Origin of the sequence: Lysobacter panacisoli, assembly GCF_009765165.1 — a bacterium.
Lineage (GTDB): Bacteria > Pseudomonadota > Gammaproteobacteria > Xanthomonadales > Xanthomonadaceae > Lysobacter_J > Lysobacter_J panacisoli.
Map to the genome: position 1 here is coordinate 754960 of NZ_VLNU01000001.1, position 21976 is coordinate 776935.

Annotated in this window: 20 protein-coding genes; 9 read left to right on the forward strand and 11 right to left on the reverse strand. The window is 68.2% G+C overall.

Features of this window, described 5'->3' with window-relative positions; all coding sequences use genetic code 11:
* Positions 1-64 precede the first annotated feature (64 nt).
* Positions 65-832 carry an oxygen-binding di-iron domain-containing protein gene (locus tag FOF45_RS03760; protein WP_158982671.1) on the reverse strand — a complete coding sequence of 256 codons (768 nt, stop codon included), beginning with the start codon at positions 830-832 and terminating at the stop codon, positions 65-67.
* Between the two features lie 146 nt (positions 833-978).
* Here FOF45_RS03760 and FOF45_RS03765 point away from each other — a divergent pair, with 146 nt between their 5' ends.
* A complete protein-coding gene (locus tag FOF45_RS03765) occupies positions 979-1866 on the forward strand; it encodes a DMT family transporter (RefSeq protein ID WP_158982672.1) in 888 nt (295 codons plus the stop codon).
* On the opposite strand, the gene FOF45_RS03770 is transcribed toward FOF45_RS03765, so the two are convergent.
* From FOF45_RS03770 to hppD, 6 genes are all read right to left on the reverse strand, one after another.
* Complete coding sequence (locus tag FOF45_RS03770; RefSeq protein WP_158982673.1) at positions 1867-2739, reverse strand: NAD-dependent epimerase/dehydratase family protein; 873 nt, start codon at positions 2737-2739, stop codon at positions 1867-1869. It lies immediately after the preceding gene.
* A 2-nt stretch (positions 2740-2741) separates the two neighbouring features.
* Complete coding sequence (gene nhaA / locus FOF45_RS03775) at positions 2742-3971, reverse strand: Na+/H+ antiporter NhaA (protein ID WP_158982674.1); 1230 nt, start codon at positions 3969-3971, stop codon at positions 2742-2744.
* Positions 3972-4005: 34 nt separating this feature from the next.
* Positions 4006-4962, reverse strand: coding sequence for a calcium/sodium antiporter (locus tag FOF45_RS03780; protein ID WP_158982675.1), 957 nt, complete (start codon positions 4960-4962; stop codon positions 4006-4008).
* Between the two features lie 66 nt (positions 4963-5028).
* Entirely contained in the window at positions 5029-5655 is a 627-nt protein-coding gene (locus tag FOF45_RS03785; protein ID WP_158982676.1) for a lectin, read from the reverse strand.
* A gap of 86 nt (positions 5656-5741) precedes the next feature.
* On the reverse strand, positions 5742-7046 hold the full coding sequence (gene hmgA / locus FOF45_RS03790; protein ID WP_158982677.1) for a homogentisate 1,2-dioxygenase: 1305 nt from the start codon (positions 7044-7046) through the stop codon (positions 5742-5744).
* A gap of 60 nt (positions 7047-7106) precedes the next feature.
* A complete protein-coding gene (hppD, locus tag FOF45_RS03795) occupies positions 7107-8177 on the reverse strand; it encodes a 4-hydroxyphenylpyruvate dioxygenase (RefSeq protein WP_425481950.1) in 1071 nt (356 codons plus the stop codon).
* A 128-nt stretch (positions 8178-8305) separates the two neighbouring features.
* Between hppD and FOF45_RS03800 the strand changes: the two genes are divergently transcribed.
* Positions 8306-8815 carry a MarR family winged helix-turn-helix transcriptional regulator gene (locus FOF45_RS03800; RefSeq protein WP_158982679.1) on the forward strand — a complete coding sequence of 170 codons (510 nt, stop codon included), beginning with the start codon at positions 8306-8308 and terminating at the stop codon, positions 8813-8815.
* 3 nt (positions 8816-8818) lie between these two features.
* Here FOF45_RS03800 and FOF45_RS03805 read toward each other — a convergent pair whose 3' ends face one another.
* The 4 genes from FOF45_RS03805 to FOF45_RS03820 form a co-directional block, all read right to left on the reverse strand.
* A complete protein-coding gene (locus FOF45_RS03805) occupies positions 8819-10333 on the reverse strand; it encodes a M14 family metallopeptidase (protein WP_199244423.1) in 1515 nt (504 codons plus the stop codon).
* A gap of 137 nt (positions 10334-10470) precedes the next feature.
* Positions 10471-11973 (reverse strand): peptide MFS transporter, encoded by a 1503-nt coding sequence (locus FOF45_RS03810; protein WP_158982680.1) that lies wholly within the window; start codon positions 11971-11973, stop codon positions 10471-10473.
* A 164-nt stretch (positions 11974-12137) separates the two neighbouring features.
* Positions 12138-12554, reverse strand: coding sequence for an NUDIX domain-containing protein (locus FOF45_RS03815; protein ID WP_158982681.1), 417 nt, complete (start codon positions 12552-12554; stop codon positions 12138-12140).
* Between the two features lie 4 nt (positions 12555-12558).
* On the reverse strand, positions 12559-13443 hold the full coding sequence (locus tag FOF45_RS03820; RefSeq protein ID WP_158982682.1) for a tryptophan 2,3-dioxygenase: 885 nt from the start codon (positions 13441-13443) through the stop codon (positions 12559-12561).
* A gap of 165 nt (positions 13444-13608) precedes the next feature.
* Between FOF45_RS03820 and FOF45_RS03825 the strand changes: the two genes are divergently transcribed.
* The 7 genes from FOF45_RS03825 to FOF45_RS03855 all read left to right on the forward strand — a co-directional run bounded on the left by FOF45_RS03825 (position 13609) and on the right by FOF45_RS03855 (position 21960).
* The gene (locus FOF45_RS03825; protein WP_158982683.1) at positions 13609-16863 is read left to right on the forward strand and encodes a lamin tail domain-containing protein; all 3255 of its coding nucleotides are present in this window, start codon (positions 13609-13611) and stop codon (positions 16861-16863) included.
* A gap of 325 nt (positions 16864-17188) precedes the next feature.
* The gene (gene pdhA, locus FOF45_RS03830) at positions 17189-18259 is read left to right on the forward strand and encodes a pyruvate dehydrogenase (acetyl-transferring) E1 component subunit alpha (RefSeq protein ID WP_158982684.1); all 1071 of its coding nucleotides are present in this window, start codon (positions 17189-17191) and stop codon (positions 18257-18259) included.
* Complete coding sequence (locus FOF45_RS03835; protein WP_158982685.1) at positions 18259-19287, forward strand: alpha-ketoacid dehydrogenase subunit beta; 1029 nt, start codon at positions 18259-18261, stop codon at positions 19285-19287. The genes pdhA and FOF45_RS03835 overlap by 1 nt, the downstream gene beginning before the upstream one ends.
* 3 nt (positions 19288-19290) lie before the next feature.
* On the forward strand, positions 19291-19653 hold the full coding sequence (locus FOF45_RS03840) for an SH3 domain-containing protein (protein ID WP_158982686.1): 363 nt from the start codon (positions 19291-19293) through the stop codon (positions 19651-19653).
* Positions 19650-20030 (forward strand): cupin domain-containing protein, encoded by a 381-nt coding sequence (locus tag FOF45_RS03845; protein WP_158982687.1) that lies wholly within the window; start codon positions 19650-19652, stop codon positions 20028-20030. Before FOF45_RS03840 ends, FOF45_RS03845 begins: the two co-directional genes overlap by 4 nt.
* A 70-nt stretch (positions 20031-20100) precedes the next feature.
* Positions 20101-21486, forward strand: a complete 1386-nt coding sequence (locus FOF45_RS03850) for a dihydrolipoamide acetyltransferase family protein (RefSeq protein WP_158982688.1) — start codon at positions 20101-20103, stop codon at positions 21484-21486.
* An 87-nt stretch (positions 21487-21573) separates the two neighbouring features.
* Complete coding sequence (locus tag FOF45_RS03855; protein ID WP_158982689.1) at positions 21574-21960, forward strand: VOC family protein; 387 nt, start codon at positions 21574-21576, stop codon at positions 21958-21960.
* Positions 21961-21976: the final 16 nt, after the last annotated feature.

A 21976-nucleotide genomic window follows, 5' to 3' on the forward strand; every position in this document is an offset into this window, starting at 1 on the left:
CCGGGCGGGCTCCACCGCCCGGCTCCACGACAGGCCGTAGCGGCGGAGCCAACCCGGCCTGCATTCAGAGCCGGTAATCCATAGGCCCGACCAGGTCCACGCCGCATTCCAGGCGCGAGAGCCAGTCGAGGAAACGCTCCATCGTCTCGCCTTTCATCGGCAGGCCGTGCTGCGGCACGATCATCGCCGGCTGCAGGTCGCGCACCATCTGCACCCACAACCGGGTGACGCGGTTGGACGCCATGTAACGTCGATGGAAGCCCTCCATGCGTTGCACGTGCGCATCGAAATCGGCGACGAACGTGTACGGCGTCTGGCTCGGCACCATCGATGCGCCGACGTCGCCGGAGAACAGGATCCGGCTGACCGGATCGAAGAAGCTGAAGTTCCCGACCGAGTGCATGAAGTGCGCTGGCAGGGCGCGGATGTGGCTGTCGCCCATCGGGATGCGCCCGCCTTCGTCGGGCAGCAGCAGGTAGCGATCGCTGCCGGCGTTGCGCAGGTAGCCCGGTACCACGTGCGGAACGAAGCGGCCCCATAGCTTCGAGCACACCACCGTCGTGTTGGTGTACAGCAGCCACTTGTCGACCGAACCGATGATGTCCGGATCCTGGTGCGAGCACAGCAGCCAGGTCACATCCGTCGGCGCCACGTACGCGCCGATCGCAAGGATCAGCGGGTTGTAGAGCAGCGCGCCGCCCGGGTCGAGCAGCGCGCTCTGGCTGCCGTGCTGGACCAGGAACTGGTTGGCCTGGACGCCGTCGTCGCCGCGCACGAGGTCGCTGAAGGCTATGCAGCGGTGGCCCGCTTGATCGAACAGTATGGTGGCCATCGCACGCCTCCCCGACAAAGCGGCCACTCTAGGCACGCGTCGCGGGCATCGCTTGAGGCAGGTCAATTCTGGTCGAAGGCGACGCAAGCGCGGACAATGGCGACCGTTCGCGCACGATCCGCGCGCCTGTGCCACGCTGCCACGACATGTCTCCCCGCGATCTAGTCCTCGTACTCCTCGTCGTGCTGGCCTGGGCCGGCAACTTCCTGACGTCGGCGATGGCGATGCGGGAAATCCCGCCGATCCTGTTCACCGCGCTGCGCTTCGCGCTGCTCGCGCTGCCGCTGGTGTGGCTGGTGAAGCGACCCGCGCCAGGACAGTGGCCGCGCCTCATCGCCGTGTGCCTGTGCATCGGCGTGCTGCATTTCGGACTGAGCTTCACCGCGCTCAAGCTCGCCGGCGATCTGTCCTCGCCCGCGATCGTGATGCAGAGCTACGTGCCGATGACGACGCTGCTGGCGTGGTGGGTGCTCGGCGAACGCTTCGCGTGGCGCACGGGGCTGGCGATCGCGGTCAGCTTCGCCGGCGTGCTCGTGCTCGGCTTCGATCCGATGGTCCTCGATCATCCGATGGCGCTGGTGCTGATGCTGGTCTCGGCGGCGTTCCTCGCGATCGGCACGGTGCTGATGAAAGGACTGCGCGGCATGGACGTGTTCAGCCAGCAGGGCTGGACCGCGATCTTCAGCGTGCTGCCGCTGCTGGCGATCAGCACGTGGCTGGAGCCGGGAGCGATCGCGCGACTGCCCGACGCGAGCTGGGTCGCCTGGAGCGGCGCGCTGTACGCGGCGTTCGTGTCCTCGCTGCTCGGTCACGGCCTGTACTACGTGCTGGTGCAGCGCTACCCGGTCGCGCAGGTGACGCCGTGGCTGCTGCTGGTACCGGTGCTCGCGATCGGCCTGGGCATCGCCTTCTGGGGCGACCGTCCCGGCCCGCGCCTGCTGCTCGGCGGCGCGATGGTGCTCGGCGGCGTGCTGCTGATCGCGCTGCGCGCGTTGAGCAAGGCGCGACCCGCGCCGCTCGCCGAAGACCTGTAGTCAGCCGTCGCTGTCGCGCGGCAGGAACATGTCTGCGCTGGGCCGGAAGGCGCGCGGCGCATAACCGAAATCGCGTTGCGCCGGCGTGGCATCGAACGCCAGATCGCTGCGCATGCGGCGCACCGCGGCTTCGCCGAGGCCGGTCGCGCGTCCGGTCAACTGCGCGGTGAAGAGGGCGAAGTTGAACACCGGCGACGGCAGTTCGACCAGCTGCGCCGGCGGCTTCAGGCACGCCAGCACGCGCGCGACCATGTCGCGATAGGTCAGCGTCTCGCCGCCCGGAAGCGCGTAGGCGTTGCCGTGCGTCGCGGTCGAAGCGACGCAACCGAACGCGGCGCTTGCCAGATCGTCCACGTGCACCGGCTGGCGCAGACCGTTGGCGTTGCGCGGCAGCGGAAAACGGCGCCAGCGCTGGGCGAGTTGCGCGATGCGCGTCAGCGTCGCATCGCGCCCGGCGCCGTAAACCAGCGTGGGGCGCAGCAGCGTGGCCGCCGCATCGCGGCGCGCAGCGGCCGCGAACACGCCTTCCTCGCCCTCGCGCAGGCGACGCGCGACGTCGCGCTCCTCGGCATCGGCCGAACCGCGCTTGACCTCGATGCTGGTGGAGCCGAAGGCGATCACGCGCGGGCAGTCGATCGTCGCGTCCGCATACCACTGCGAAAAGGCATCGAGCGGCCCGCAGCTGAAGATCGCATCGACGCGCGACGGCAACGCCGGCAACTGCCCGAGTTCGCCGCGCAGCCACTGCAGGCCGGGTTCGTCCGTGGGAGGGCGACGCGACACGGCGGTGATGCGCCAGCCGTCGCGCTGCAGCAGTCCAAGCAGGGGATAACCGATCTGTCCGGTTCCACCGAACACCAGGGCATGACGCATTCTCAATCCACCTTCGAGCGCGCGGGCAAGCTCGCGCGCAGCCACAGGAAACCCAATACCGCCGAGAGCAGCGACGCGACGAGCACGCCGAGCACGGCTTCCTCGTAGCGCGCGGGATCGCGGTAGGCCAGCGATGCGATGAACAGGCTCATCGTGAAACCGATGCCGCACATCAGGCCCAGGCCCAGCATCGCGCGCAGATCCATTCCGTCGGGGAAACGCGCCCAGCCGAACGCGCGCATCAGCAACGCCGCACCGACGATGCCGACCGGCTTGCCGACCAGCAGGCCGATCACCACGCCCAACGGCAAGGGTTGGAGCATGTCGGCCGGACTCATGCCGTGAAGCACGAGCCCCGCGTTGACGAACGCGAACAGCGGCAGGATCGCGTAGGCGACCCACGGATGCAGCGCGTGCTCCAGCGTTTCCAGCGGCGAATGCGCGCGCTCGTCGCCCGTGCCGCGCACGTGCGGAATCATCAGGCCGGTGACCACGCCGGCCAGTGTCGCGTGCACGCCCGACTTGAGCACGCACACCCACAGCACCACGCCGAGCACGAGGTAAGGCGCGAGCCGCATCACGCCGCGACGGTTGAGCAGCCACATCCCGGCGATGGCCGCACCTGCCCACGCCAGCGCAGCCGTCGACAGGCCGTGCGAATAGAACAGCGCGATGATCAGGATCGCGATCAGGTCGTCGACCACCGCAATGGTCGAGAGCAGCAGCTTCATGCCGCTTGGCACTCGCGAACCCAGCAGCGCGAGCACGCCGAGCGCGAAGGCGATGTCGGTCGCGGTCGGCACCGCCCAGCCGCGCATCGCGTCGGCATCGCCGCGATTGAACGCGACGAACAGCAGCGCCGGCGCCGCCACGCCCGCGGCGGCACAGACCATCGGCAGCAGCAGCTGCGCGCGGCTGGCGAGCTGGCCGCTCAGTGTCTCGCGCTTGATCTCCAGCGCGACGAGCAGGAAGAACACCGCCATGAGCCCGTCGTTGATCCACAGCAGCAGCGGCTTGGCGATTTCCAGCGCGCCCACGCGCAGGTGCACCGGCAGTTCGCGGAAGGCCTCGTAGGCGGACACGAGCGGCGAATTGGCCGCGACCATCGCCAGCACGGCCGCGACGATCAGCACGATGCCGCCGGCCGCTTCCAGGCGCAGGAACTCGCTCAGCGCGCGCAGTGCGCGCGGCGGAGGCGTCGTCGAGGGAGGCGATGCGTTCGGGTGACTCATCGGCCCAGTATATCGGCCGCCCGATCCGCGCCGCTTAGTGCTGCATGGTGAGGATTTCGAACGCGACCCATGCGAAGAAGGCGATCAGCAACGCCACGCCTTCGTTCTTGCTGATGTGCAGGTCTCCGCGCAGCATCGGATACAGCAGGACCGCGAACGCCGCCGCGGCCGGCAGTTCGAAACGCACGAACGATTCCGGGAACGCCAGCGGCGCGCCGATCACCGCCATGCCGCCGATCACGACGAGCAGGTTGAACAGGCTCGATCCGATCACGTGGCCGACCACGATGTCGCCATGACCCTTGCGCGCTGCGGACATCGCCGCAGCGACTTCGGGCAGTGCGGTACCGATCGCGACCGGCAGCAGGCCGGTGAGCAGCGGTGCCATGCCCAATGCCTCGCCGATCGTCGGCGCGCTGCGCACCACCATGCGCGAGCCGAAATACAGCAGCACGGCGGCGATGGCGAAGCGCAGCAGGTTGAGCCAGAGATCGGTGCTGGTATGCGCGAACGCGGCGATGGCGTCCTGCAGTTCCGGCGATTCGCGGCGCGTGCGCGCCGCGGCGAAGGCGACGACCGCGACGAACACAACCAGCAGGACCAGCCCTTCCCAGCGCGACAGGCTACCGTCCAGGCCCAGCACGACCGTCAGCGCGGTCCCCAGCAACAGAACCAGCAACAGTGGCGACAGCGCGCGCCAGCGCACCGTCAGCGGCGCGACCAGCGCCGCCGCGCCGAGCGTCAGTCCGAAGTTGGCGACGTTGCTGCCGACCGCATTGCCGAGCGCCAGCGCGGGCTGGTTGCGCACGATGGCCTGCAGGTTGACTGCGAGTTCCGGCAGCGAGGTGCCGAACGCGACCAGGATCAGGCCGGCGACGAAAGGCGATGCGCCGATGCGCTGGGCCAGGCCCGACGCGCCTTTGACGATCGAGTCGCCGCCCAGTGCCAACAGCACCAGACCCAATACGAACCAGCCAATGGCCTCGAGCATCGTGTCCCCTCCACGCCTCAGTCCGACGATTCTATGCCCGATGCCACCGCCCCGGTCCACATGGACTCAGGAGCAGCCCTCGACATAGTCCACCTGCGGTGGTTCGCCGATGCGCCAGCCGACCACGCGTCCGGCCGCATCGGTCTCGAACAGCAGCACGCCCGGGCCGTTGGCATCGGGAATGCGCAGGTAGTGGCCGCCTTCCACGTATTTGTGGTTCTGCACCTGCACGCGGCTGCCGTACAGCCGCTGGATGTCCTTCTCGCCCATGCCCACGCGGCCGCCGCCGGGTGCTTCGATGTCCGCGACGTCCACGTCCATGCGCACGAAACGCTGGTCTTCGAACATGAAGGCCAGTCGATAGCCGTCAGGCGACCGCGGCTGCGGCATCAGGTAGTAGCAGCCACCGGGCTGGTCGGGCTTGAGGCCGCCGAGTTCGCGGCCCCACGCCATGCGCACTTCTTCCTCGGTGCCACCGAATCGCGCGGGACCGAAGCCGCCGTAACCGATCGCGCCGGACGAGGGCATCGCGCCGGTGACGGGTGCGACAGGAGCGGGCGTTGCGGGCTCTGGCGATACCGTCGCCGTCGCGGCAGGCGCCGCCGCATCGGCCGGTGCCGGCACGCGAGCGGGCTCGCGCTCGCCGCACGCGGCCAGCGCCAGCAGGCAGGCTGCCGCGAATGCCCCTCTCATCGTCACGCCCCTTTCTCGCATGCGCAGGTCGGGCAGACTACTCCCGACCCGTGAACATCGCGCATACGCAGGTCACGATTGCGCGCTCAGGACACAGGTGGTGCGAAGTGCTTCTTCAGGCCTGCCCAGCACGCCTGGTAGTCGCGCTGGCGATGCGCGGCGTCGATGGCCTGCTGCGTCGGACGGATCACCGCGCGCGTCTCGAACATGAAGGCCATCGTGCCGGTGATCACGTCCGGTTTGGCGAGATCGGCGGCGCTGGCCTTCTCGAAAGTTGCCGCGTCCGGACCATGTCCCGTCATCGAGTTGTGCAGCGATGCGCCACCCGGCGCGAAACCTTCGGCCTTGGCGTCGTACACGCCGTGGATCAGGCCCATGAACTCGCTGGCGATGTTGCGGTGGAACCACGGCGGACGGAACGTGTCCTGTGCGACCAGCCAGCGTGGCGGGAAGATCACGAAATCCATGTTGCTCGTGCCCGGCGTATCGCTGGGCGAATGCAGCACCAGGAAGATCGACGGATCCGGGTGGTCGTAGCTGATCGAACCGATGGTGTTGAAGCGGCGCAGGTCGTACTTGTACGGCGCGTAGTTGCCGTGCCACGCCACCACGTCCAGCGGCGAGTGGCCGATGTCGGCACGCCAGAGGTGGCCCTGGAACTTGGCGACCAGTTCGAACGACCCGTCGATGTCCTCGTACGCCGCGTTCGGCGTGAGGAAATCGCGCGGGTTGGCCAGGCCGTTGCTGCCGATCGGGCCGAGATCGGGCAACCGCAGCATCGCGCCGAAGTTCTCGCACACGTAGCCGCGCGCCTCGCCGTCGGGCAGCGAGACCGCGAAGCGCACGCCACGCGGGATCACCGCGATTTCCTGCGGCTCGACGTCGATGACGCCCAGCTCGGTAGCGATGCGCAGGCGCCCCTGCTGCGGGACGATCAGCAGTTCGCCATCGGCGTCGTAGAAGTAGCGTCCCTGCATGTCGCGGTTGGCGGCGTACAGGTGGATGCCGATGCCGGCCTGCGCGGCGGGCGAACCGTTGCCCGCCATCGTGAACAGACCGTCGATGAAATCGACCGGCGTCGTCGGCATCGGCGTCGGACTCCAGCGCAGCTGGTCGGGCGAGACCGGTCCGTCGCCGAAGTCGTTGTGAAAACGCGGCGCGGCATACGACGCGAACGCGCCGTGCATCGCCGAGGGCCGGATGCGGTACAGCCAACTGCGACGGTTGGCATGGCGCGGCGCGGTGAACGCGGTGCCCGACAGCTGCTCCGCGTACAAGCCGTGCGCGACGCGCTGCGGCGAATTGCGCCCTTCCGGCAGCGATCCCGCCACCGCCTCGCTGGCGAATTCGTTGCCGAAACCGGTCTGATAGCCGTTGCTGTTGATCGTCATCTCGCCGTCCCTATTCCCCTCACCCCAACCCCTCTCCCGACGGGAGAGGGGCTCGATCATTTACAGCACGCCGCGACGCATCTGGTCGCGCTCGATGCTCTCGAACAACGCCTGGAAGTTGCCTTCGCCGAACCCTTCGTTGCCCTTGCGCTGGATGATCTCGAAGAAGATCGGACCGATCGCGTTCTGGGTGAATATCTGCAGCAGCTTGCGCTGGTGGGTTTCCGGATCGGCGTCGATCAGGATCTTGTTCTTGCGCAGGCGCGGCACGTCCTCGCCGTGGTTCGGCACGCGCTGGTCGATCACGTCGAAGTAGGTGTCCGGCGTGTCGAGGAACTCCACGCCCTGCGCGCGCATCGCTTCGACCGTGTCGTAGATGCTGTCGGTGAAGCAGGCGATGTGCTGGATGCCCTCGCCCTTGTAGGCGTCGAGGTATTCGTTGATCTGCGACTTCGGATCGCTCGACTCGTTGAGCGGGATGCGCACGATGCCGTCCGGTGCGGTCATCGCCTTGGACACCAGGCCGGTCTTGGCGCCCTTGATGTCGAAGTAGCGGATCTCGCGGAAGTTGAACAGGCGCTCGTAGTAGTCCGACCACTTCTGCATGTTGCCGAAGTAGAGGTTGTGCGTGAGGTGGTCGATGAAGGTCAGGCCGAATCCGGCCGGATCCTGGTCGGCGCCCTGCACTGGCAGGTAGTCGCCTTCGTAGATCGAACCCTTGTCGCCGTAGCGGTCGACGAGGTACAGCATGCAGTCGCCGATGCCCTTCACGACCGGCGCATCGACGGCCTTGCTGTCGGCCTTGTCGGCGATGGCTTCGCCGCCGTTGCTGACGACGGTGTCGAACACCTTCGCAGCCGGCTCCTTGAAACGGATCGCGAAGCCGCAGGCGCAGGGACCGTGCTTGGCGGCGAACGCCGCGGCGAAGCTGTCCGGGTCTTCGTTGACCAGGAAGTTCACGCCGCCCTGGCGATAGACCGTGATCGGCCGGCTCTTGTGGTGCAGCACGGCGGTGAAGCCGAGCTTGCGGAAATAGTCGTGCAGCAGCTCGCCCTGGCCCGCCGGAGCGGCAAACTCGACGAACTCGAAACCGTCGATGCCGAGGGGGTTCTCGAACGTGGTGACCTGCATGCCGAGGTTGGGCTGTGCATTCATGGCATTGTTCCCGAAATGGCGGCCGGTTCCGGGGTGCCCGGGCCGGCGTGTACGAAACGTTCCTTATAGTTTCAACTGAAACCATAATCAAGGCATATCGCACCATGAATGCGCGCGATCCCGGAATTTCCCGGCTGGGCCAACCCCTGACCGGTCATGCCCAGTTGGACCTGGAGCACTTCCTGCCCTACCGCCTGTCGGTGCTGAGCAATCGGGTCAGCAGCACGATCGCGCGCATCTACACCGAGCGCTTCGCGCTGAGCATCACCGAATGGCGGGTGATGGCGGTACTGGGCCGTTACCCCGGCCTGTCGGCGAACGAGGTCGCGCAGCGCACCGCGATGGACAAGGTGGCGGTGAGCCGCGCGGTCGCGCGCCTGCTCGACGCCGGTCGCCTCGACCGCGACATCCACGGCGACGATCGCCGACGCTCGGTGCTGCGCCTGTCCGATGCGGGCTACCGGATCTACGACGAGGTCGCGCCGCTGGCGCTCGCATTCGAGCGACGCCTGCTCGACGGCATCGACGACAACGAGCGCGCGGTGCTGTTCCGCCTGCTCGACAAGCTGGACGAGCTGGAGCTGCGCGCCGAAGAGGCCGAAGCGCTGCCTTGACGCTCACCCCGGATGATGGATGGCGAGTACCCGCCACGCCGGGAATTCGCTGCCCACCGCCGGCAGATCGATCCAGCCGCAGGCGAGCAGGCCGTCGTCGCTGCCCGCTTCGCACAGGTACACCGCGACCGCGCCGCGCTGCTGCTCGGTGCGCACCAGCGCCCAACCTTCGGGCAGCGCGCGTTTGTCCCGCGCCAGTTCGGTTTCGAGGTACGGCGTCGCGTTCGCTTCGAGGATCTCGCGACCGGCGGATGAGGCATGCGCGGTGATGGTCGGAATCTCCGCATCCAGCGTCGGTGCGACGGGCGGACGTTCCACCACCAGGCCGTGCCCTTCCAGGCGCGCGGCGATGGTTTCCGGCACGGCATACGCAAGCGGTCGCTGCACGATGTGCTCGCCGACGAAGCGGCCGATGTACGGCACGTTCACGCTGACCGGTTCGCCTTCCAGCGTGTACGGCTCGCGCGTGAGGATTTCGACCTGCCGATCCTCGAATGCTTCCAGTCGATAGCGCACGGCGATTTCGTCCGGCGGCATCTCGCACGCGGCGAGCAGCTCGACGATCTCCTCTCCGTGCTCGGCCGCGTAAGCGACGGTGTGGCGCAGGAACGCGTAGGTGGTGTGCACGCGATCGTAGAAATCGATGTACGCATAGGTTTCCAGCAGCAGGTCCATGCGATTGCCGAGTCCGCGATAGTTGCCGCCGAAGCGCGGATGGTGCGTGTAGGTGATCCAGCCCGCGCCCTGCCCGCCTTCGTCGCGCAGGAAGTTGCCGTACCAGAACGTGTCGATCCCCTCCTCGCTCTTCACCGCGGCGGTCACCGCGGGCAACAGTTCGTCGCGCATGTAGTCGATCGGCTCGCGTCGTCCGCTGTGGATCGTGTGCGGAATGTCGTAGGTCAGCGCATACCGATGGATCGAGCCGTTGGTGGCGTGGCAGTCGATGCACAGGTGCGGATTCCAGCGATGCATCACCTGCGCCTGCAGCTGGCGCATCTCCGGCGCGTCCTGGCGCATGTAGTCGCGGTTGAGGTTGATGCCGGCAGCGTTGACGCGTGTGCCGACGCCGCTGTCCGGGCCGAGCTGGCCGGTGAAGTGCGCGATGTCGAGCTTGCGGTTGGCCGGATCGATGCGGTCGTTGCCGTCGGCGTTGAACAGCGGGACGAGCAGCAGCGTCGCGCGGGAGAGCACGTCGCCGTGCGCGCCGTGCAGCAGGTCGCGCACGTACATCAGGCCCGCTTCCTTGCCCTCGACTTCGCCGGCGTGGATGCCGCACAGGATCAGCACGATCGGCAGACCCAGCGCGCGCGCCTCTTCCGGCGTCGCCACGCCTTCGCGCGAGAGCACCAGCAACGGCAGCTTGCGACCTTCCGGCGTCTGGCCGAAATCGGCGACGTGCAGGCGCGGGTCGCCCACTGCGATCAACCCGTCGACGAAGGCCATGACGTCCGCATGGCGCGAGGTTTCGGCGTACTGCGTGGCCTCGGCGCGCGTGAGCAGGGGCGGCGTCTGGGTCATGGCGGGGTCCGGCGGAACGGAGTGGTTACCTTAGCTCCCAACGCGGAAACGCCGCGCATGCGCCCGTCGGAAACGACGACGGCGACCCGGAGGTCGCCGTCGCCGTCATCCCTGGCCGCATGGCGGCCGGGCTCGGATCACTTCACGCCGTGCATCAGGCGCTGGACCAGCGGGGCGATCAGGAACAGCAGCACGCCCGGGATCACCAGCGCCCAGAAGCCGAAGGTGTAGCCCGACAGCGCGGACTGCACGTTCATGCCGGTCTCGCCGCTGACGTGGCTGGCGAAGATGCCCGACAGGTTGTTGCCGATGCCGGTCGAGAGGAACCAGCCACCCATGCCGAAGCCGACCAGGCGCACCGGCGCCAGCTTGGTCACCATCGACAGGCCGATCGGCGACAGGCACAGCTCGCCGATGGACTGGATCCAGTACACCGCGAACAGCGTCCAGAACGGGATCTTGCCGAACTCGTTGACCAGGCTCGACAGGGCGAACATCAGCAGCAGGAAGGCCAGGCCGTTGAAGATCAGGCCGAGGCTGAACTTGCGCGGGATCGACGGATTGTGGCGGCCCATCTTCACCCAGATCCACGCGATCAGCGGCGCCAGGGTGATGATCGCGATCGAGTTCACCGACTGGAACCAGCCCACCGGGAAGGTCCAGCCGCCGAAATCGCGGTTGACGATCTTCTCGGCGAGGAAGCTGAAGGAGCTGCCGGCCTGCTCGAAGAAGCACCAGAACAGCACGTTGAACGCGAAGATGATCAGCATCGCGATCACCATGTCGCGCTGGCGCGGCCCATTGCGGATGCCTTCGACCAGCAGCAGGACCGCCAGCGCGATGAACATCGCGGTGAGGATCCACTGCAGCGAGCTCGCGCCCAGGCTGAGCAGGAAGTAGACCACCGGGATGGACGCCACCGCGCATACGGCGGTGATCGCCAGGCGCACGCGGCTCTCGGCGCCCGCCGGCGGCAGGCCGATGCCCTTGAGCTGGCTGCGGCCGATCCAGAACCACACCAGGCTGATCAGCATGCCGACGCCCGAGGTGATGAAGACCACCTTGTAGGCCGGCATGCCCTCGGCACCGAAGACCTGCTCGGCCAGCCAGCCGGTCAGCAGCGGCGACACCATCGCGCCGAGGTTGATGCCCATGTAGAACAGGGTGAAGCCGGAGTCGCGGCGCTCGTCGCCGATCGAATACAGCTTGCCGACCATCGTCGAGATGTTCGGCTTGAACAGGCCGTTGCCGGCGATGATCGTCGCCAGTCCGAGCTTGAAGATTTCCTGGTTGGGCATGGCGATCATGAACAGGCCCGCGGCCATGATCGTCGCGCCGAGCAGGATCGATCGCTGGTAGCCGATGACCCGGTCGGCCACGTAGCCGCCGAAGATCGCTGCCGCGTACACCAGTGCGAGGTACGCGCCGTAGAGCTGGTTGGCCGGGGCCTCGCCCGTGCCGCTGCCGCCGTAGAACTGGGCGACGATGTACAGCACCAGCGCCCAGCGGATGCCGTAGAACGCGAAGCGCTCCCAGAACTCCGTCATGAAGAGCATCCACAGCGGCTTGGGATGCCCCAGGGTCTGCGGGAAGTCGGGAAGCGCGGCCGTGCCGGTCGCGGGTGTAGCGGTTCCGCTCATGCGGTATCCCCTGTATCGATCGAAGTACTGCCAAAGAAAACCCACGCCGGGCGGCACGGGACCGGGGAGATTTACCGGGTGACGTCCATCACGTCAAACCCGCGTGAAGACGCGCGAATCATGCTGCGACGCAGCATCCAGCATGAATGGGGAAGCCGGCGACCTCAGCCGCCCACAGACGCGCTCGTCAGTGCGAGTGCCAGCAGGCGCGGGAAATCCGGGTGGGCGGCGCGGAGCCGCTCCTGCGCCTCCTCCAGCGAACACCAGCGCAGCTCGGCGTGTTCGGCGAGGTTGGCCGGCTCGCCACTCCAGCGGGTCACGCGATAAAGCCGCAAACGCCACGGATCGGGTTCGGCGCCTTCGATGCACGCGAGGTAGCGCATTTCCACCGGCGCGATGCCGAGCTCTTCGCGCAGTTCGCGATGCAGCGCCTGCGGCCCGCTCTCGCCCGGTTCGACATGGCCGCCGAACACGTCCCACGCGCCAGCCAGCCAATCGCAGTCGTGGCTGCGGCGGCCGAGCAGTACGCGTCCGTTGTTGACGATCAGCGCGCCGACACAGTCGTGCACGGGCGTGCCCATCGCATCACTTGGTCGGTGGCGCGCCGTAGCTGCCGCCGGCGCCGATCATCGTGCGCACGTCGAACAGTTCCGGGAAGAAGGTCAGCTCCAGCGCCTGCTTGAGGAAACCCACGCCGCTGGAGCCGCCGGTGCCGCGCTTGAAGCCGATGATGCGCATCACCGTGCGCATGTGGCGGAAGCGCCACAGCTGGAACTGGCTTTCCAGATCGACCAGGTCCTCGCACAGGTGGTAGGCCTCCCAGTGCGCGTCGGTGTCCTCGTAGATGCGTTCGAACACCGGCAGCAGTTCCGGGTCGGCGACATGCGTGTGCGACCAGTCGCGCTCGACGTGGTGCGTCGGCACTGCGTGGCCGTGGCGCGCGAGGTAACGCAGCACTTCGTCGTAGAGGCTCGGCGCTTCCAGCACTTCGACCAGGCTCGCCTCGGCCTTGGCATCGTGCGAGAAGACCTTGACCATCGCCGCGTTCTTGTTGCCCATCAGGAATTCGATGGTGCGGTACTGCAGCGACTGGAAGCCCGACGACGGACCGAGGATCTCGCGGAACTCCATGTATTCCGACGGCGTCAGCGTCTCCAGCACCGACCACATCTCGGTGAGCTGGCGCAGGATGTTCTTGCAGCGCGCGAAGATCTTCTGGCACTCGCCCAGCCGGTCCTCGCGCAGGTTCGCGGTGGCGGCCTTGAGCTCGTGGATCATCAGCTTCATCCACAGCTCCGCGACCTGGTGCTGGACGATGAACAGCAGCTCGTCGTGGTGCGGCGGATTGGACAGGCGCTGCTGCGCCGACAACAGGGTGTCGAGCTGCAGGTAGCCGGAATAGCTCATCCGCCCCGAGAAGTCGGTGTGGATGCCGGTTTCCAGTTCGCGCTCGTTCTTCTCGACCGTCATTTCGGGCTCGTGGGTCGCCGGTTCCAGCCGGTCGGAGGGCCAAAAGGGTAGCGCATCGGCGGGCGGTCACCCGCGTGAAATACCCACGACGCAGCATCCTGCAAACTCGGCCGGCTCGCGACAGGGGCGTTGGCGGGCGAGGACGTTCCAACAACGGGGAAGACTATGGACAGGCTCAGGGGCCGCTGCGCGGCCGCGTTGTTCTCTCTTGCATTGCTGGCCGGGGCGACCACCGCCCAGGCACAGGTCGTCATCAGCCAGGTCTACGGCGGCGGTGGCGGCGGCACGGCCGTCTACGCCAACGACTACGTCGAGCTGTACAACCGCGGCGCGACGCCAGCCTCGCTGGCGGGCCTCTCGGTGCAGTACGCCAGCGCCACCGGCACCGGCAACTTCAGCGGCGTGGCGGTACTGCCGGCCGCGACCGTGCAGCCGGGCAAGTACTTCCTCGTGGCGATGAGCGGCGGCTCGGCCGGCGCGCCATTGCCGACGCCCGATGCGACCGGCCCCGCCGCCATGTCCGCCAGCGCGGGCAAGGTCGCGCTGGTGAATTCGGCTTCGGCCCTGGCCTGCAACGGCAGCAGCACGCCGTGCTCGGCCGCGCAGCTGGCGCAGATCGTCGACCTGGTCGGCTACGGCAACGCCAACTTCTTCGAGGGCGCCGGCCCCGCGCCCACGCTCAGCGCCGCCACCGCCGCGCTGCGCAACGGCAACGGCGCGAACGACACCGGCAACAACAACGCCGACTTCACCGCCGGTGCCCCGACGCCGCGCAACAGCGGCTCGACCACGCCGGAACCCGATCCGGCCACGCCGCGCACCATCGCGCAGATCCAGGGCAATGCCCTGCGCTCGCCGCACGAAGGCGAACGCGTCGTCACCGAAGGCGTCGTCACCGCGCTGAAGTTCAACAACGGCTTCTTCCTGCAGAGCATCGATCCGGACGGCGATGCGGCCACGTCGGAAGGCGTGTTCGTGTTCACCAGCAGCGCGCCGCCGGCGACCGCGACGGTGGGCAACCGCGTGCGCGTGACCGGCAAGGTCGAGGAGTTCGTCCCGGCCTCCAACGTCAACCAGCTCACCATCACCGAGATCACCGGCCCGACGGTCGAACTGCTGCAGGCCGGCGTCGCCTTGCCGGATGCGGTGGAACTGGGCACGGCAGATCTCTCACCCGCCGCGACGCCGGGCACGCTGGAGCGCCTCGAAGGCATGCGCGTCAGCGTTGCGCAGTCGCGCGTGGTCGGCCCGTCCGAGGGCCGCATCGACGAGGACGACGCCACCGCCAGCGGCGATGGCGTGTTCTACGTGACCTTGCCGGATGTCGCCACGCCGTTCCGCGAAACGGGCATCGGCGTGATGGATGCCGCGCTGGCCACGCTCCCGCCGGGCAAGAATCCGCCGCTGTTCGACACCAATCCGGAACGCCTGATGGTGCGCAGCCGTGGCCAGGTCGGCGCGTTCGCGCTGTCGGTCGATGCCGGCGCGCAGGTCGACGGACTGCTGGGCGTGCTCGATTACTTCGCCGGTACGTGGGCGCTGCTGCCCGACACGGCGACGCCGCCGACTGCGAGCGGCGGCCGCCTGCCGGAAGCCGTCGCCGACGCGAAGCACGACGAAGTCACCATCGGTGGCTTCAACCTGCTGCGCTTCTTCGACGAAGTGAACGACGGCAACGGTGCGCCGACGATCAAGCCCGAAGCGCTCGACAAGCGTCTGGGCAAGACGGCCGCGGCGATCTGCGATTTCCTCAAGACGCCCGACATCCTCGGCGTGGTCGAGGTCGAGAACCTGCGCGTGCTCGGCATGCTCGCCGACCGTCTCGACAGCAATTGCGCGGGTGCGCCGGACTACGAACCGTTCCTGGTCCAGGGCAACGATGTCGGCGGCATCAACGTCGGCTTCCTCGTCGCGCGCCGCGACAACGGCGCGGGCATCGCACGCGTGGAAGTGCTCGAAGTCGTGCAGTACGGCAAGAACGCCACGCTCGCCAATCCCGACGGCAGCACCAGCCTGCTCAACGATCGCCCGCCGCTGCTCCTGCGCGCACGAGTGCACCAGGCCAACGGTGCCAGCTATCCGGTCACGGTGATCGTCAACCACCTGCGCTCGCTCAACGACATCGACTCGGTGGCGCCGGGCAGCAACGGATGGAGCACGGACGGCGCGCGCGTACGCGCCAAGCGCGGCGCGCAGGCGGCGTATCTGGCGGGCCTGGTGCAGTCGATGCAGCAGGCGAACCCCACGGAGAAGATCGTGCTGGTCGGCGACTTCAACGCGTTCGAGTTCAACGACGGTTACGTCGACGTGCTCGGCGTGATCAAGGGCGAGCCCGCGGCCGAGGACCAGGTGCTGAGCCACGTGCCCAGCCCGCTCACCACGCCGCTGATCGACGGTTCGGAACTGATTGCCGATCCGCAGCAGCGTTACTCGTACGTGTACCAGGGCAGCGCGCAGACGCTCGACCACGTGCTGGTGAACGAAGCGGTGGTGATGGATGCGACGACGGTGCGCGTGGATCACGCGCGCATCAACTCCGGTTTCGGCCTCGACCACTACGGCGACACGACCCTGCCGCTGCGGGTGTCCGACCACGATCCGGTGCGCGTGCGCATCGCCGTGCCCGACTTCCGCAGTGCGGATCTCTCGGTCACGGCCGCGGCGACGCCGTCGTCGTTGCGCGCCGGCGAGACCGCGACGTGGGCCGCGACGGTGGCAAATGCCGGCCCGGACGCCGCCGACGCGGTTGGCGTGGCGTTCGCCTTCGACGCGACGCTCGCAGTATCGGTCGACGCTCCCTCGGGCTGGACCTGCGCCGCGCCGGCACAGGCCAACGGCACGACCACGGTCGCCTGCACGGTCGGCTCGCTGGCGGTGCAGGGCCAGGCCGTCTTCACGCTGCGCACTGTCATGCCCGCGCTGCCGAACGGGACGCCGGTGCGCATGGCAGTGGCGGCACGTTCGCAGACGCGCGATGCGGCCAACGCCGACAACGACGCCGTCGCCCAGGTCACCGTGGTGACCGCGGCCGATCTGTCGGTGCGCATCGAAGGGGGCGTGCTGCCGGTGCGTCGAGGCGCGATTGCGACCTTCCTCGTGCCGGTGCGCAACGCCGGCCCGGACGCCGCACAGACGCCGCGACTGGTGCTGGAGGGCAACGTCGCCGCCAGCGCCGCGGCCGTCGCCGCACCGAACGGCTGGAGCTGCACGCGCAGTGCGACCGCCACTGGCTTCCGCGCGCAGTGCGAGCGCAACGGCGCCATCGCGATCGGCACACAGTGGTTCGCCTTCGCCCTCGTCGTACCGGAACGTCCGCGCACCGGCACCGAGCTGGAGTTCGTCGCCACCGTGGGGTCCGACACGCCCGACCCGGACGCCGCCGACAACAGCGACCGGCTGCGCGTCGCGATCCGTCGCTGAGTTCGACCACGCGAAGGGCGCGGCTCCGGCCGCGCCCTTCCCTTTTCCGGGCCGCATTCATCCGCGATCCATACCGCTGCGTGCGGGGCGCCGCATAGCGTCTTTTCGGCAAAGTTGCATGCCGCAGCGCGCAACGGACCTTGACACGCCTTTGGGTATCATCGCCGCGACAACGCGTCGGCACGGCCATCGCAGCGGCACGAGCGGACGCCGCGGAGCCAGGCCGGATGTGTTCCGGCCCAGCCCTCCGAACAGCGGCCCGACCGGCACTGGATCCGGACAGCGGCCGGTTCGGCCCCTTGCCACTTTCAGCCAGGATCCCCCGATGACGGTCGCCGCGACCTTCGAGATCGAATACCTGCAATACCTCGGCCAGGACGGCACGCCCGTCGCCGAGCTGCCGGCCGCTTTCCGCGACCCGAAGGCACTGCTGCCGCTGTTCAAGCAGATGCTGTTCGTGCGCACCTTCGACAGCAAGGCCATTGCCCTGCAGCGCACCGGCAAGCTGGGCACCTATGCCAGCAGCCTGGGCCATGAAGCCACGCATGTCGGCATCGGCGCGTCGATGCACAAGGACGACGTGTTCGCGCCGAGCTACCGCGAATACGGCGCGCAGTTCATGCGCGGCGTGAAGCCACGCGAAGTGCTGCTGTACTGGGGCGGCGACGAACGCGGCAACGACTTCTCCGGCCCGAAGCAGGATTACTCCTGGTGCGTGCCGATCTCCACGCAGTGCCTGCACGCCGCTGGCGCCGCGCTGAAGTTCAAGCTGATGAAGCAGAAGCAGCTCGCGGTCGCGTGCTGCGGCGATGGCGGCTCGTCCAAGACCGACTTCTACGCCGCGCTCAACTCCGCCGGCGCCTACCAGTTGCCGCTGATCCTGTGCGTGGTCAACAACGGTTGGGCGATCTCGGTGCCGCGCTCGGCGCAGACCGGTGCGCGCACGCTCGCGCAGAAGGGACTGGCCGGCGGCCTGCACTGCCTGCAGGTGGACGGCAACGACCTGATCGCCGTGCTCGAAGGCATGCGCCGCGCCGCAGAGCGCGCGCGCAGCGGTGAAGGCGGCAGCGTGATCGAGTTCATGACCTATCGCCTGCACGACCACACCACCGCCGACGACGCACGCCGCTACCGCAACGAGGACGAAGTGAAGGACGCCTGGACGCGCGAACCGATCGCGCGCCTGCGCACCTACCTCACCGCGCAGGGCGTGTGGAGCGAGGCGGAAGAGAAGGCCTGGGCCGAGGAATGCGGCAAGCAGGTGGACATCGAGATCAACGCCTATCTCGAGACGCCGGTGCAGCCGGTCGAGGCGATGTTCGACTACCTCTACGCCGATCCGCCGCCGGACCTGCTGGCGCAACGCGCCTTCGCGCTCGCGCAGGAGGGCCGCTGATGAACGTCGAAGACAAGAAGAAGGTCGATGCCGCCAAGGCGGCCACGCCGACCGCGATCACGCTGATCGAAGCGATCACGCAGGCGCTCGCCTACGAGATGCGCGTCGACGACAAGGTGCTGGTGCTGGGCGAGGACGTCGGCGTCAACGGCGGCGTGTTCCGCGCCACCGCCGGGCTGCAGCAGCAGTTCGGTCCTGAGCGCGTGCTCGATACGCCGCTGGACGAAACCACCATCGCCGGCCTCACCGTCGGCCTGGCCTCGCAGGGCATGAAGCCGGTCGCCGAATCGCAGTTCGACGGCTTCGTGTATCCGATGGTCGACCACATCATCTGCCACGCCGCGCGCTTCCGTTACCGCACCCGCGGTCGCCTGACCTGCCCGATGGTGCTGCGCGTGCCGTGGGGCGGCGGCATCCGTGCGCCGGAACACCATAGCGAAGCCAACGAAGCGATCTTCACCAACGTGCCCGGCCTGCGCGTGGTGATGCCGTCCTCGCCGGCGCGCGCCTACGGCCTGCTGCTCGCCGCGATCCGCGATCCGGATCCGGTGATCTTCATGGAGCCCAAGCGCATCTACCGCCAGTACAAGGAAGTGGTTCCCGACGACGGCGAAGCGCTGCCGCTGGACGTGTGCTACGTGCTGCGCGACGGCACCGACGTGACCCTGGTGACCTGGGGCGCGCAGGTGAAGGAATCGCTGGAAGCGGCCGAGAAGCTCGCGAGCGAAGGCATCAGCGCGGAAGTCATCGACGTCGCCACGCTGCGTCCGCTCGACTTCGACACCATCGCCGAATCGGTCAGCCGCACCGGCCGCTGCGTTATCGTGCACGAAGCGCCGAAGACTGCCGGTTTCGGCGCGGAGATCGCCGCACGCCTGGCCGAGGAGTCGATGTTCGACCTGCTCGCGCCGGTCGAGCGCGTCACCGGCTACGACACGCACATCCCGCTGTTCCGCCTGGAAATGAAGTACCTGCCCAGCGTCGACCGCATCGTCGCGGCGGCCAAGCGGACCCTCGCGGCGAGCTGAGCCATGCAGCACGCGCGCGTCGTCGTCGCCCATCGCGCCCCGGATCGCCCGCCGGTCCGGGTCGCGCCCGGCGACGCGGTGCTGCTCGGCAAGCGCGACACCGACTGGCCGGAGTTCGTGTGGGCGACGATCGCCGAAGGCCATGAAGGCTGGATGCCGGTGCAGCTGTTCGACAGCGAACACGGTCCGGCCAAGGCGCTCGGCGAGTACGACACCCGCGAACTCGACGCGCAGGCCGACGAGATCCTGAAGCTGCATTACGAACTGGCGCAGTGGTGGTGGGCGGAGAACGCGCTCGGCCACCAGGGCTGGATCCCGGCGCGGGCGCTGGAGATCCTCGACGACGACGACGGCGAGGACGCATGAGCGACGCACGCAACGCCGACGATGCGGTGAATCTTCGCGACAAGCTCGCGCTGTTCTCCCAATGCTGGTCGCCGCGCGTCGTCGCGCGCATGAACGACGTCGAGTTCAAGCTGGTCAAGATGCACGGCGATTTCGTCTGGCATTCGCACGCGGACACCGACGAAGTGTTCCTCGTGGTGAAGGGCGAGATGGAGATCGGCTTCCGCGATCGCGACGTGGTGCTGCGCGAGGGCGAGATGTTCGTGATCCCGCGCGGGGTCGAACACATCACCCGTGCGCGCGAGGAATGCCACGCGCTGATCATCGAGCCGCGCGACGTGGTCAACACCGGCGAAGCCGGCGGGGAACTCACCGCACGCAACGACGTGTGGGTCTGAACATTGCCGGTCGGGCGGCGCGACGCCGTTCGACCACGAAACATCACGCATTCCAACGAGACGACACGGTATGACGACCAAGAAGACCTTCCTGCTTCCCGACCTCGGCGAGGGCCTGCCCGACGCGACCATCGTCGAGTGGTTCGTGAAGGAGGGCGACACCATCCGCCTGGACGAGAACCTGGTCTCGATGGAAACCGCCAAGGCCGTGGTCGAGGTGCCCTCGCCCGTGTCCGGCAAGGTGCTGAAGCTGTCCGGCGGTCCGGGCGACGTGATCATCACCGGCAAGATGCTGGCCGAATTCGAGATCGATCCGTCGATGCCGCAGCGCGCCGAAGGCCAGGACACCGGCCACCACCACGGTGCGGGCAGCCACGCGCCGGACGACGGCGACCAGGTCGTCGCGTCCGATGACGGCGGCACGATCAGCGATGCCGGCGAACCCGCGCCCAAGGGCGAAGCGCGCGCCGACTCGGGCACGGTGGTCGGTGCGATGCAGAGCTCCGACGCGGTGCGCAGCGAACAGGCGGTCGCGGTCGGCGGCGTGAAGGCGATGCCGGCGGTGCGCGCGCTCGCGCGCAAGCTCGGCGTCGACCTGACGCGCGTGCGCGCCACTGGCGCGGATGGCGTGGTGACGATGGACGACGTGAAGCGCGCATCGGCCGACGGTTCGGCGAAGGCCGGTGCCGCACCGGTCGCACGCGCGGCCGATCGCGCGGTCGCCGCACCCGCACCGGAGCCTGCCGCACCACAGGCACGCAGCACGCTCTCGCAGGCCGGCAAGCCGATGCGCACGCAGCCGCCGGGCGTGGCCGCGAGCGGCCAGCCGGAACAGCTCAAGGGCGTGCGCCGCAACATGGCGCGTGTGATGGCAGACGCGCACGCCAAGGTCGTGCCGACCACGCTGTGCGACGACGCCGACCTGCATGCGTGGATCGGCAAGCAGGACATCACCGCGCGTCTGGTGCGCGCGATCGTTACCGCGTGCAAGACGGTGCCCGCGCTCAATGCGTGGTTCGACGGCGAGAACCTCAGCCGCACGCTGCATCCGCAGGTCGACATCGGCATCGCCGTGGATACCGAAGACGGTCTGTTCGTGCCTGCGCTGCGCAACGCGGACATGCTGGACGGCGCCGGCGTTCGCGCGGCGATCCAGCGCCTGCGCGCACAGGTCGAGGACCGCACCATTCCCGCGACAGAACTGAGCGGCTACACGATCTCGCTGTCGAACTTCGGCATGTTCGCCGGCCGCTACGCGACGCCGGTGGTAGTGCCGCCGTGCGTGGCGATCGTCGGCGCGGGCAAGTTGAGCCACGACGTCGTCGCGGTGATGGGCGGCATCGAAGTGCATCGCCGCATGCCGATCTCGCTCACCTTCGACCATCGCGCCTGCACCGGCGGCGAAGCGGCGCGCTTCCTCAAGGCGCTGCTCGACGACATGGCGGCGCCGAACTGACGCAACATCGCGGCACGCATCGCTGCTGACAGGACCCTGTCAGCAGCGCCGATGCAGACTGCGAGCATCCCTTCGCAGGAGCACGACATGGCCCACCGTAGTCGTCTTGCCGGTTTCATCATCGACTGCAACACGGACAATCTCGACGCCGCCGCGGATTTCTGGAGCCAGGCGCTGGGCTGCAGCATCTCCAATCGCGACGCCGGCGACGACACGGTCGAGTACCAGGAGTTCGGCGACACGCCGGGCGACCTGTACATCGAAGTGCAGAAAGTCGACCACGCGTCGCGCGTGCACCTGGACATCGAAGCCGACGACATCGACGCCGAGGCGGACCGACTGGAGAAGCTCGGCGCGAAGAAGGTCGCGTTCGTGAAGCGCTGGTGGGTGATGGAAGCGCCGACGGGGCAGCGGTTCTGCGTGGTGAAGATGAAGCAGCCGGAGCTGCGGTCGACGCCTAACGAGTGGGATTGAGCCCTGCCCCTCTCCC

What these genes read in the sequence shown, in the direction of transcription:
- FOF45_RS03760 (WP_158982671.1), bottom strand. Translation starts at nt 832, where the DNA reads ATGGCCACCATACTGTTCGATCAAGCGGGCCACCGCTGCATAGCCTTC.
- FOF45_RS03765 (WP_158982672.1), top strand. Translation starts at nt 979, where the DNA reads ATGTCTCCCCGCGATCTAGTCCTCGTACTCCTCGTCGTGCTGGCCTGG.
- FOF45_RS03770 (WP_158982673.1), bottom strand. Translation starts at nt 2,739, where the DNA reads ATGCGTCATGCCCTGGTGTTCGGTGGAACCGGACAGATCGGTTATCCC.
- nhaA (WP_158982674.1), bottom strand. Translation starts at nt 3,971, where the DNA reads ATGAGTCACCCGAACGCATCGCCTCCCTCGACGACGCCTCCGCCGCGC.
- FOF45_RS03780 (WP_158982675.1), bottom strand. Translation starts at nt 4,962, where the DNA reads ATGCTCGAGGCCATTGGCTGGTTCGTATTGGGTCTGGTGCTGTTGGCA.
- FOF45_RS03785 (WP_158982676.1), bottom strand. Translation starts at nt 5,655, where the DNA reads ATGAGAGGGGCATTCGCGGCAGCCTGCCTGCTGGCGCTGGCCGCGTGC.
- hmgA (WP_158982677.1), bottom strand. Translation starts at nt 7,046, where the DNA reads ATGACGATCAACAGCAACGGCTATCAGACCGGTTTCGGCAACGAATTC.
- hppD (WP_425481950.1), bottom strand. Translation starts at nt 8,177, where the DNA reads ATGCAGGTCACCACGTTCGAGAACCCCCTCGGCATCGACGGTTTCGAG.
- FOF45_RS03800 (WP_158982679.1), top strand. Translation starts at nt 8,306, where the DNA reads ATGAATGCGCGCGATCCCGGAATTTCCCGGCTGGGCCAACCCCTGACC.
- FOF45_RS03805 (WP_199244423.1), bottom strand. Translation starts at nt 10,333, where the DNA reads ATGACCCAGACGCCGCCCCTGCTCACGCGCGCCGAGGCCACGCAGTAC.
- FOF45_RS03810 (WP_158982680.1), bottom strand. Translation starts at nt 11,973, where the DNA reads ATGAGCGGAACCGCTACACCCGCGACCGGCACGGCCGCGCTTCCCGAC.
- FOF45_RS03815 (WP_158982681.1), bottom strand. Translation starts at nt 12,554, where the DNA reads ATGGGCACGCCCGTGCACGACTGTGTCGGCGCGCTGATCGTCAACAAC.
- FOF45_RS03820 (WP_158982682.1), bottom strand. Translation starts at nt 13,443, where the DNA reads ATGACGGTCGAGAAGAACGAGCGCGAACTGGAAACCGGCATCCACACC.
- FOF45_RS03825 (WP_158982683.1), top strand. Translation starts at nt 13,609, where the DNA reads ATGGACAGGCTCAGGGGCCGCTGCGCGGCCGCGTTGTTCTCTCTTGCA.
- pdhA (WP_158982684.1), top strand. Translation starts at nt 17,189, where the DNA reads ATGACGGTCGCCGCGACCTTCGAGATCGAATACCTGCAATACCTCGGC.
- FOF45_RS03835 (WP_158982685.1), top strand. Translation starts at nt 18,259, where the DNA reads ATGAACGTCGAAGACAAGAAGAAGGTCGATGCCGCCAAGGCGGCCACG.
- FOF45_RS03840 (WP_158982686.1), top strand. Translation starts at nt 19,291, where the DNA reads ATGCAGCACGCGCGCGTCGTCGTCGCCCATCGCGCCCCGGATCGCCCG.
- FOF45_RS03845 (WP_158982687.1), top strand. Translation starts at nt 19,650, where the DNA reads ATGAGCGACGCACGCAACGCCGACGATGCGGTGAATCTTCGCGACAAG.
- FOF45_RS03850 (WP_158982688.1), top strand. Translation starts at nt 20,101, where the DNA reads ATGACGACCAAGAAGACCTTCCTGCTTCCCGACCTCGGCGAGGGCCTG.
- FOF45_RS03855 (WP_158982689.1), top strand. Translation starts at nt 21,574, where the DNA reads ATGGCCCACCGTAGTCGTCTTGCCGGTTTCATCATCGACTGCAACACG.